This is a genomic window from Mesorhizobium sp. M8A.F.Ca.ET.021.01.1.1 (genome assembly GCF_003998025.1).
Taxonomy (GTDB): Bacteria; Pseudomonadota; Alphaproteobacteria; order Rhizobiales; family Rhizobiaceae; genus Mesorhizobium.
The window spans coordinates 1-10,289 of record NZ_RZSJ01000181.1; the positions used below are offsets into that span (position 1 = coordinate 1).

A 10,289-nucleotide genomic window follows, 5' to 3' on the forward strand; every position below is an offset into this window, starting at 1 on the left:
CAGCTTCGGCAAGCTGCAGCATTTCCGGGTCCGGTTTGCCGGCCGGAATGTTGCCGAAATATTCAGCCGTGCCGCGCACTTCGTTCGGGTTCCTCAACGTGCACACGAACATGCCGTTCTCGCGCGCGCCGATCGTCACCACGCGTTCGCGGCTGGACAGCACCAGCCGGGCGATGGCGAGCTTGCCGGATTTGCGCATGGCCTCGCGCAGCACCGCGAAGGTCTCTTCCGCCATGGCCCCGTCCGGCGCCATGTAATAGGGCGCGTCCTGGTAGATGACGTCGACCTCGTCCTCGTCGACGAAGGCCTCGATGTTCATCGTATGGTTGGATTCGATGCGCACCGCGTCGAGGTCGGTGTCATCGATGATGATGTACTGCTTGTCCTCGTACTCGTAGCCCTTGACCAGATCCGCCCGCTCGACGAGCCCCAGTTCGGGATCGACCGGCTTCATGTTGATGCGGTTGTGGGTCTTCTTGTGCAGCTGGTTGAACGAGATGCGTTCGCTGGCGCTGGTGGCGGGATATAGCCGCACCGGACAGCTGACGAGACTGAGCTTGAGGTAACCTTTCCAACTTGCCCTGGGCGCCATGATGAACTCCTACGCGGCCATGCGCTGACATTTTAGCTTGAGCATGATCTTATCCGAAAACCGGTTTCCGCTTTTCGGGATCATGCTCTCTGCAGCGCTTTTCGTCCGAAGGACGATCGACGCCGAGGAAATCCTACACCGACCCCGCACAATACCGGCAAATCCCTGACGAAACCTTCCGGCGGGTTTTGGGTCAAGGGAAGAGAATAATTCAAATTGTCGGAAGCGTCGATGGAGATGGAACTGAGAGGACTTGGTGCTTCGTCATCCTAGGGCGGAGCAGTCGCGAAGCGACGTCGCGAAGACCCTAGGATGACGAAGTGTAGGGATTGCGCCGACGCTTCCGGCTTACACATGGCCAAACACCGGCAAATCCCTCGCAAACTCATCGATATCCGCCCACGGATCGCCCGATGTCTCCAGCAACCCCGGCAGCGAGGCATAATTCAAATCCTGCGGCGCATCGATCGCCTCCAGGTCGCTCCAGCTCACCGGCGTCGAGGCCGGCAGATTGGTGCGCGCCCGCAGCGAGTATGGCGCCGCCGAGGTGTGGCCGCGCGCGTTGCGGTGATAGTCGATGAAGATGCGCCGCTTGCGGTTTTCCTTGCCCATGGTGGTGGTGAAGGTGTCGGGCGCGGTCGCCGCCAGATGCGTTGATATGGCGCTGGTTGCCTGGTGCAGCTTCTTCCAGTTCTGCTTGCCCGTCACCGGCACGGTGATGTGGATGCCGCTGCCGCCGGAGGTCTTGGCAAACGGCACCAGCCCCAGCCCCTCCAGCTCGCTCTTGATGTGGACGGCGGCCTCGACCACCTCGCGCCAGGAAATCCCCTCGCCCGGATCTAGGTCGAAGACGATCTGGTCGGGCTTGTCGAGGCTGGTGCGGTGTGTGCCCCAGGTGTGGAATTCGACGACACCGAACTGCGCCAGTGCCAGATAGCCCTTGGCGCCCTCGACCGAGAGATAGGACTTGGTCTCTCCCTCGGAATTGGTCGCCTGGAACGTCACCACCGAAGGCGGCATGCCGGTGAAGGCGTGGCGCTGGAAGAAGCAGTCCTTGGGCAGGCCGGTCGGGCAGCGCACCAGCGACACCGGGCGGCCAAGGATATGCGGCAGCATGAAGTCGCCGACCAGCGCGTAATAGACGGCGATGTCGAGCTTGGTCGGGCCGGTCTTGCCGAACAGACGCCGCGTCGGATTGGTCACCCAGATGGTCGCCAGATCGGCCTCCGAGATCAGGCGCTTGCGCTTGGTCGACACCGGCGTCGACAGGCCGACATCCCTGAGGCCCCTGAACACCCCGTGGCGCAGCGCATTGTCCGCCGTGCGGTTGGCATAGTGGACGCGCGCCGAGAACAACGGTTTCACCCAGTGCATCTCGCGCATGATTTCGCGCGGCACCCCTTCGGGCACCGAGGCGCCTGATGTCAGCGGCTCCAGCCGCGCCAGGAGATCGGCGGCCGTCTCGCGGTCGAAGCCGGTGCCGACCTTGCCGCGATAGTGCAGTTCGCCATCCTCCCATTCGGCCATGCCAAGGGCTGCCAGCCCTTCCGCCGCGTCGGAGACGGTGTAGCCGGCAATGACGAAGTCTTCGCTCTTTAGCGCCTTGGTCTTGGTCCAGCTCTTGGTGCGCCCGCTCTGGTAGATGGCGGTCGCCCGTTTTGAGACGACGCCTTCCAGCCCCATATCCGAAGCTTGATCAAAAAGCCCCTGCCCCGAACCCTCGACATGGTCGGAAAACTGGATCGCGGAATTGGCGCCGAGCCCGCCAAGCAGCTCGGCCAGCAGCGCCTTGCGCCGGATGAGCGGCACTTTCATCAGGTCCCAGCCGTCGAGATGCAGCAGATCGAAGGCGTAGAGATGCAGCTTGCTGCCGGCGCCACTCGCCAGCGCGTCCTGCAGCAGCGCGAAGCGGGAAATGCCCTTGGCGTCGAGCACGACGATCTCGCCGTCGATGATCGCCTCGCGGCACGGCAGCTTGGCGAACGCACCGGCCAGGTCGCCATAGCGCTTCGTCCAGTCGATGCCGCCACGGGTGATCAGCCGCACCTCCCCATTGGCGACATGCGCCATGGTGCGGTAGCCGTCGAATTTGATCTCGTGCAGCCACAGCTCGTTCGTATTCTCGGCAGGGCTTTCGCCGCCCGGCGGCTTCGGCACCTGGGTCGCCAGTTGCGGCTCGATACGGCTGAGCGCCGGCGCCTTGGCCGCGCCGGGCAGCTCGCCCGGCTTCAGCGAACCAGGCTTTGGCGCGGACTTGGCGACCGGCTTCGGCGGTGCCACCAACTCCTCGATGCGCAATCCGGATTTGACGCTGTCCGGCCGCGCTTCGAGAATGTCCAACGCCGTGTCGGCGGCGAGGTCGCGCTCCTTGAACAAGAGCCAGTTCTTCTTGTTCTCGTCCTCGCCGGGCTTGGGCTTCAGCCGGGTCAGCATCCAGCCGCCATTGAGCTTTTCGCCGGCCAGCCGGAACTTGAAGGCGCCGGTGCGCAGGCTTTTGTCGACATCGTCCATCGGCGCCCAGCTGCCGGTATCCCAGACGATCATCGGCCCGCCGCCATATTCGCCCTCGGGGATGACGCCCTCGAAATCGATATATTCGAGCGGATGGTCCTCGGTCTCCACCGCCAGTCTTTTGTCGGCCGGGTTGAGCGAAGGCCCACGCGGCACCGCCCAGCTTTTCAGGACATCGCCGACCTGCAGGCGCAGATCGTAATGATCCGCCGTGGCGTGGTGCTTGTGGACGACGAAGCGATTGCCGTCGCCGACGATCAGGCCGCCGGCGGGTTCGGGCGTCTTGGAGAATTCGCGCTTGGCGCGGTAGGTCTTGAGCTTGGGAGGGCTGGCCATCGGTCAGAGATCGAAGCGCGTGGCAACAGCAAACAAGCGTCTCAATCGTCAATCGCCGGCGTCAGCTCAAGCTCGGCCGGCGACAGCCCCTGCTGCAACTGGCTCAAGCGGAATTCGTCGACCCAATAGGCCTCGCCGTCGACCAGCACGCGCGCACTGTAGGTGCCGCCCGAGAAACTCTGCGCCGTGATGTAGACCTTGTGGCGGTCGAGCGCCTTGCGCACCGCGGCGCGCTTGGAGTTCTGGCTGTTCACGGCAGTGGACATGCGCTTCGCCCTCGGTCGCCTGACACGGAACTCGGCCGCTCTTGGCCGCCTGGCGACTGGCCCCAAGGATGGCGGAGACGCGCGGCCCTGTCAATTTCTCGGGCGCCCTTCAGGTCTTCAACCGCCGCAAACGGCGCATCACGCCCTGCACGGCCTTGTAAAGCCGCGGCTTGGAGCGCACGAAAAGCTCGGTCTTGCCGCGCAGCCTGATATAGGCGGTCGAGCCCCTGCCCTTCAGCGTCATCGGCTCGCACAATTCGGCCAGCACCGAGCTCGCCGCGCCGATATGCTGCTTGTATCCCTGGCTGCCGACCGAAAGGTCGAAATAGCCGAGCCCTTGCCCCCGCCCCCATATCATCAGCTTGCCGATCGTGGTCAGGCCCGGCGAGACGTTGGGCACCGCCTCCTGGTCGATCCCGAGCAGCAGGGCGTGCAAGGTGCCCTTCATGACCAGCACGTAGATCACGGCGAGATAGGCTTGACCGACGCGCAGCCCGAACAGCCGCACCGAGCCGTCGGAAAGCCCCTGCAGGGCGGCATTGCGGTAGAACTCGACGATCGGCGCCTGCGTCAGGAGGTCGAAGCGGCCGAGCTCGCGAAAGCGGTTGAGCCTGAGGTCCAGCAGCGTTCCGAACTGCTCCTCGATCATGTCAGGCGTCTCGGCTTCGACCAGTGCGAGGCCGCCGAGCTGTTCGAAGCGGCGGCAGTGCTTGTAGAAATGCTTGGTGAAGGACTTTTTGCAGATACGCTTGATCAGCGTTTCCGGCTCGCCATCCATGACCAGGCCCGAGGCGATCTGGATGGAGTCGCGCGCCGCCGAAAGCAGCGCCAGCGGGTTGGCGACGCCGTGGATCTGTCGCGGGATTCCCGCCACGTGGATGCGGTCGGCCGGCGGCAGCACGACGCGGACCGCGGCCCAGGCGGCGTCGGCGCTTTGCGTGGTCCAAAGCCTGGCATCGGCCAGCAGCGGCGCCGAATAATCGCACACGCCGCAGCTCAGCCATTCGATCACATGGTGGCCGAGCGCCCGGCGCCGCATCAGCGGCAGCAGCATGACAGGCGCGCCCGTGGCGGCGTCGTTGACTTCGACGACGAGCAGATCGGCACTTTTGGGCATCAGCCGGCTGGCGATCCCTTCCACCCAGGCAAGGCCCTGGTGGCCGGTGCACAGGCCGGTTTCCTCGAGGCGCTGCCAGAGCTGCCTTATGGTGTCGAAGCTGGTGTGCAGCCGCGCCGTATAGTGGGCGCCGACGTCAATGCCGGCTCTGATCGGAGAAACTGGTTGTACCGGTGCATCCGCCGCCGCGGCCGGCTGCACTGCCAGGCTTGCCACATGCTTCTCCTATCCGTTCTGGCCCGCCCCGGCATCAACCACGCAAGCGCCGCAAACCCCGCATCGTTCCCTGGACCGCTTTGAGCAGCCTTGGGTTGGAGCGCACGAACGCCTCGGCCCGCCTGCGGAACTCGATGGCGGCATTGGCCACACTGCCCCGCATCGTGAACCCATGGCGGAGTTCGACCAATACCGAACCCTTGGCGCCCATATGTTCCTTGTAGCTCTGGTTGCCGACGGAGAGGTCGAAATACCCAAAGCCCTGTTCGCGCGCCCAGCCGATCAACCTGCCCATGATTGCAAGCCCCGGCGAGACATTGGGCACGACGCCCTGGTCCATTGCTATCAGCAGAGCATGAACAGTCCCTTGATGAACCAGGAGATATTGAACCGCGATCAGAGCCTCGCCGACGAGCAGCCCGAAAAGCCGCACGGAACCGTCCAACAGGCCCTGAACGGCCGCGTTCCGGTAGAAATCGACGATCTTCTCCTGCGTCAGCAAATCGAAGCGGCCAAGCTCGCGAAAGCGGTCGAGCCGCATCCGCACCAGTTCACCGAAGATGCGCTCGAGCTCGGCCGGCGCGCCGGCCTCGACCAGCTCGACCCCGCCAAGCCGTTCGAGGCGACGCCAGTCCTTGCCGAATTCCTTGACGAAGGACGGCCTGCAAAGACGCTTGAGGACTGTTTGCGGGTCGCCGTCGATGGCGAGGCCGAACGTGGTCTGCATGGAATCGCGCGTGGCTGGCAGCAAGGCCAGCGGATTGGCGACGCCGTGGATCTGTCGCGGAATTCCCACGATGTGGACACGGTCCGACGGCGGCAGCGCCGAGCGCACCGCCGCCCACGCAGCCTGCGCGGATTGCCTGCTCCACGGGCTGGCATCGGCCAGCAGCGGCGCCGCATAGTCGCAGACGCCACAGCTCAACCATTCCACCACCCAATGGTGGAACGCCCTGCGCCGCATCAGCGGCACAAGCATTCTGGGTTCGCCCGTCGCGGCGTCGCCCACCTCGACGACGAGGAGTTCAGCGCTTTCCGGCAGCAGCCGCGCGACGATCCCTTCGGCCCAGGCGAAATTCTGGTGGCCGGTGCACACACCCTGCGCCTGCAGGCGCAGCCAGAGCGGCCTGACCGTCTCGAGGCTGGTGTGCAGTTTCGCCGTATAGGCGTCATTGGCGGCGATGGCGGCGGGGTGCGGAACCTGCCCGCCGGGCAGGTCGGTCACCGCGGCAACTTGCAATGCCTGGCCTGACACGTCCCTCTCCTACCGTCTTACCGCGGCGAACGAAACCGCCCGCCGCCACGAACCCAGCCGGCTGTCGCGCTGCTGGTCCGGATGTTCGATGTTCCACATGCGGTGATGCACGAAATACCACGATGCCACGAGCACGAAGATCTCGGAGAGCGCGGAACCAGCCAGCGACCAGGGCGGAGACGCGACCGCCAGCAGGATCGCGATCAACGCCAGCCCGACGATGGCCCCGCCCAAGGTGATGAACGCGACGATGCGGAAGTCGCCCATGATCTCCAGCACGATGCGGGGCATGATGTAGAGCATGATGGGGATGAAATTCGCGATCACGAAAAGCCCGATGAACTCCACCGACGCATTCTGGAGAGCCTGCGATTTTATCATCGGCAGGACGAACAGGATGGCGCATCCATAGGCCACCGCGCCGAGCCCCATGACGAGGGCCCACAGCTTTGCCTGCGCCCAGACACGGCGCGTCTCGTTGTTGCGCATCAGCTTGGCGAGTTCCGGCTGCGTCATGTTCACGAAGGCAAGGCTGCTGATGCGCAGCGGCGCGAACAGCACGATCACCGCCGCCAGCGGCGCGTAGGCGGCCGGCCCGGCAATGCCCGCGACCAGCAGCGCCAGGCATTGGCCCTGGATGTTGGTGGTGGTGGCGCTGAATGCCGACCAGCAGAGCTGGGCCCAGAGCCTTGCATAGCGCCGCCGCGTCGGCATGCGGAAGCTGATGCGCATCGTGCGGCGCGCCAGCCGGACCAGGACGAAGATGCCGAACAGATTGGCCGCCGCGAGCGCGTAGAACACGGTCTGCAGCATGTCCCCGGCCATCCAGATCGCCAGGCCGGCCATGACGGTGCCGGCGATGGTGAAGGCGGCGTCGCTGATGGAGACGATCACCTGCTGGCGGCGCGCGAAGAAGGCCGTGCGCATGTGGCTGCGCAGCGACCAGGCCCCGACGAAGCAGCCGGCGGCAATTCCGCTGGGATCGCCCAAAAGACGCATCACCACCGCCGTGCCGACGGCCATCAGCAGCGCGACGACCAGCGCCGCCGTCCCGAAGGCCACGTCATAGGCGTTGACGCCAGCGCTGTTGGTGCTCTTGCCCATCCAGATCGAGGCAGGAACGGCGGTGAGCGACCTGATGTAGGACAGGCCGACGCCGCCCATCACCATGCCGATGGCGAAGAGACCGTAGCCTTGCGCCGACAGCATGTGCAGCAGCGCGATGTTGAGGGCGAAGTGGAAGCCGCTCTGCATCGCCTCGCCGCCGATCATCAGCACCAGGCGCCGCACCAGATGGCCAGGCAGTTTCACGGCCGTGTCTCCGCCTGGCGCGCGGTTGCCGTCCGGCTCGGCTTGGCGATGGTTGCCTTCAGCTTGTCCGTGGCTATGGCCGCGATCGCCGCCGCCGCGACCGGCTCACTGAAGACCGCCTCGTAGCGCGCCCGCCCGGCGGCGACAAAGGAGCGCCAGGCCTCGGGCCGCAGGATGATTTCCTCGAGTTTGCCGGCGAGCGCGGCGGCATCGCCGGGCGGAACATGCCAGCCGGTTTCGCCGTCCGCGACCACCTCGACCAGCCCGCCGATCGCCGACACCAGCGGCGGCCGGCCATAGGCCATCGCTTCGATGGCGACGCGGCCGAGCGATTCGGGACGCCGCGACGGCACTGTGACGATATCGGCCCAGCGATAATGCTCGGACGGGTCGGGAATGAAGGGCAGCACGCTGACGCGTCCGCTGAGCCCCATACCGTCGACCAGTTCGGCAAGCGCGCGCTCGCGCTCGACGCTTTCGAAGGCGCCGCCGACCAGCCGCACCTCGACCCTCGACCTGAGGTCCGCCGGCAGCGAGGCGATCGCCTCCAGAAGCACTTCCTGGCCCTTGATCCTGTTGATGCGGCCAAGCAGCAGCACCTTGAGCGGACGCTTGCCGTCATAGGTCATCGCTTCGGCCGCCGGCGGGCCGGCAACGCCGTTATAGACCACATGGGAGCGCGCGGATCGGGGCTCGCCGAACGCGGCGCGGGTGGCGCGCGAGTTGAAGATGAGATCGGCACGGCTCCAGTGCATCAGGCCGACAAGGATCCTGCGCATGGCGCCTTCGGGAATTTCATGGATGTGCAGCACGGCCTTATCGGGCAGAAGGCGGGCGGCCAGCGCATAGTCGGCCACGATCGAGGTGTTGACATAGGTGAGATCGCAATCCCTGAGCCGCCGCCAGGCCCTCAGCACCGCGACCGGCAGCCGCGCCATCTCGATGGTGGCAAGGCGCGCAATGGCCTGGCGCCTCAGCACCCAGAGCGGCTCGAAGACGATCCGGGTCGCATGCGGTTCGAGGATCTGCACGATCGGTCCGCCGCGCGGCAGGACCACTTCGATGTCGGCTGACGGAAACGCGGCGCGCAACGCGGCCACGCTCTCCGCGAAGCTGCGGTCGGAGCCATAGAGTTCATAGCCCTGATGGATGCAGGCAATCCGCATCTTCACATGCATCTTTCTGTCAGGGGTGGTGTACGATTCCGCCGCCTGACGGCATCAGCGACAGGAAACTTCAAGTCCAACACCCCCTTTGGACTCCACTGGTTGCCATGAAACGGATGAGATCCGGATCACCACTCCAATGCTGCACGCCCTCCGCCGATTCTGGCGCGCAGAAGTCCACGAGCAAGGATCGTGCCGGGCCTGGTTTGACCGTCTTCCGGCCGCCAGGTCCCGGCAATGCCTCGTTTCGATACATACGCATGGAAGGTTGACCGATAGTGAAACAGCGCCGGCGGCCGGAAGAAATATTTTACAACCCCGGTGCGATAATGAGCGAACCCCGACTCTGGTATGGATATCGCCAGGCAGCGGTTTCGGGATTGGAACAGCCTCGCATTGCGGAATCGAGCGGATTTGAAAGCGCCAGCAGCCATGAGACCGGAAACGCCCACCATCCTGATCCTTGGGACGCGCGGCATTCCCGCGGCCCATGGCGGCTTTGAGACCTTCGCCGAGAAGCTGGCGCTGTTTCTTGTCGGGCGCGGCTGGAAGGTCGGCGTCTACTGCCAGGAGGAGGTCGAGCGGGTCGACCGGAGAGTGCGCGTCGACACCTGGAAAGGCATCGATCTGATCCATGTCCAGGTCGCCTCGAAGGGCCCGCGCGCGACGCTGGAATTCGACTGGCAATGCGTGCTCGACGCCGCCCGTCGGCCCGGCGTCTGCCTGGTGCTCGGCTATAATGGCGCTGTCTTCCTGACCTGGCTGAGGCTGATGCGGCGCAAGATCATCACCAACATGGACGGCATCGAGTGGCGCCGGCCCAAATGGGGTGTGGCGGCGCGCACATGGTTCTGGCTCAACGAGTGGATCGGCGCCTGGGCCTCGCACCGTCTGGTCGCCGACCATCCGGTGATCGCGGATCACCTGGCGACACGCCGGCCGCGCAGCGCCATAGCCACCATCACCTATGGCGCCGACCCGGTGACATCGGCGCCGGAGGCGCCGGTGCGCGCGCTCGGCCTCGAGCCGGGCAAATACCTGATCTCGATCGCGCGCATCGAGCCCGACAACAACATCCTGCCCATCGTCGAGGCCTTCTGCAGCCAGAAGCGCGACATGAAGCTGGTGGTTCTGGGCACGCTCTCCCCTGAAATTCCCTATCATGTCGCCGTCCGCGACGCAGCCAATGCCTCGGTGGTGCTGCCCGGCGCCATTTACGACCAGGCGGCGGTGAAGGCGCTGCGTTTTCACGCGCGCGCCTATCTGCATGGCCACACGGTCGGTGGCACCAACCCGTCGCTGGTCGAGGCGCTGGCGGCCGGCAACATGGTGATCGCGCACGACAACCCCTACAACAGATGGACCGCGGGCGCGGCCGCCATCTATTTCACCGATGCGCGCAGCTGCGCCGAGCGGATGCGGCAGGCGATGGAGGATGACGCCCTGGTCAGGGCCTGCGGCGCGGCCGCCAGGGCCCGCGCCAACGAAGTCTTCCGCTGGGACGATGTCCTGCTTGCCT

General features: G+C 65.4%; 8 protein-coding genes. 1 reads left to right on the forward strand and 7 read right to left on the reverse strand.

The window, feature by feature from the left end:
* The 7 genes from EOA36_RS16155 to EOA36_RS16185 form a co-directional block, all read right to left on the reverse strand.
* Window positions 1–592 (reverse strand): Ku protein (locus EOA36_RS16155; RefSeq protein WP_127278488.1); only part of this gene is annotated, 592 nt, incomplete at its 3' end.
* A 348-nt stretch (window positions 593–940) separates the two neighbouring features.
* On the reverse strand, window positions 941–3,439 hold the full coding sequence (gene ligD / locus EOA36_RS16160) for a DNA ligase D (protein WP_127278489.1): 2,499 nt from the start codon (window positions 3,437–3,439) through the stop codon (window positions 941–943).
* Window positions 3,440–3,480: 41 nt separating this feature from the next.
* The gene (locus EOA36_RS16165) at window positions 3,481–3,705 is read right to left on the reverse strand and encodes a hypothetical protein (RefSeq protein WP_127278490.1); all 225 of its coding nucleotides are present in this window, start codon (window positions 3,703–3,705) and stop codon (window positions 3,481–3,483) included.
* A 109-nt stretch (window positions 3,706–3,814) separates the two neighbouring features.
* Complete coding sequence (locus EOA36_RS16170) at window positions 3,815–5,038, reverse strand: GNAT family N-acetyltransferase (RefSeq protein ID WP_127278491.1); 1,224 nt, start codon at window positions 5,036–5,038, stop codon at window positions 3,815–3,817.
* Window positions 5,039–5,072: 34 nt separating this feature from the next.
* Window positions 5,073–6,293, reverse strand: a complete 1,221-nt coding sequence (locus tag EOA36_RS16175) for a GNAT family N-acetyltransferase (protein WP_127278492.1) — start codon at window positions 6,291–6,293, stop codon at window positions 5,073–5,075.
* Between the two features lie 9 nt (window positions 6,294–6,302).
* Window positions 6,303–7,604 carry a hypothetical protein gene (locus EOA36_RS16180; RefSeq protein WP_189524131.1) on the reverse strand — a complete coding sequence of 434 codons (1,302 nt, stop codon included), beginning with the start codon at window positions 7,602–7,604 and terminating at the stop codon, window positions 6,303–6,305.
* Window positions 7,601–8,770 carry a glycosyltransferase family 4 protein gene (locus tag EOA36_RS16185; RefSeq protein WP_127278494.1) on the reverse strand — a complete coding sequence of 390 codons (1,170 nt, stop codon included), beginning with the start codon at window positions 8,768–8,770 and terminating at the stop codon, window positions 7,601–7,603. Before EOA36_RS16185 ends, EOA36_RS16180 begins: the two co-directional genes overlap by 4 nt.
* A 432-nt stretch (window positions 8,771–9,202) precedes the next feature.
* On the opposite strand from EOA36_RS16185, the gene EOA36_RS16190 reads away from it, so the two are divergent.
* A partial coding sequence (locus EOA36_RS16190) for a DUF1972 domain-containing protein (RefSeq protein ID WP_145969188.1) occupies window positions 9,203–10,289 on the forward strand: 1,087 nt, incomplete at its 3' end.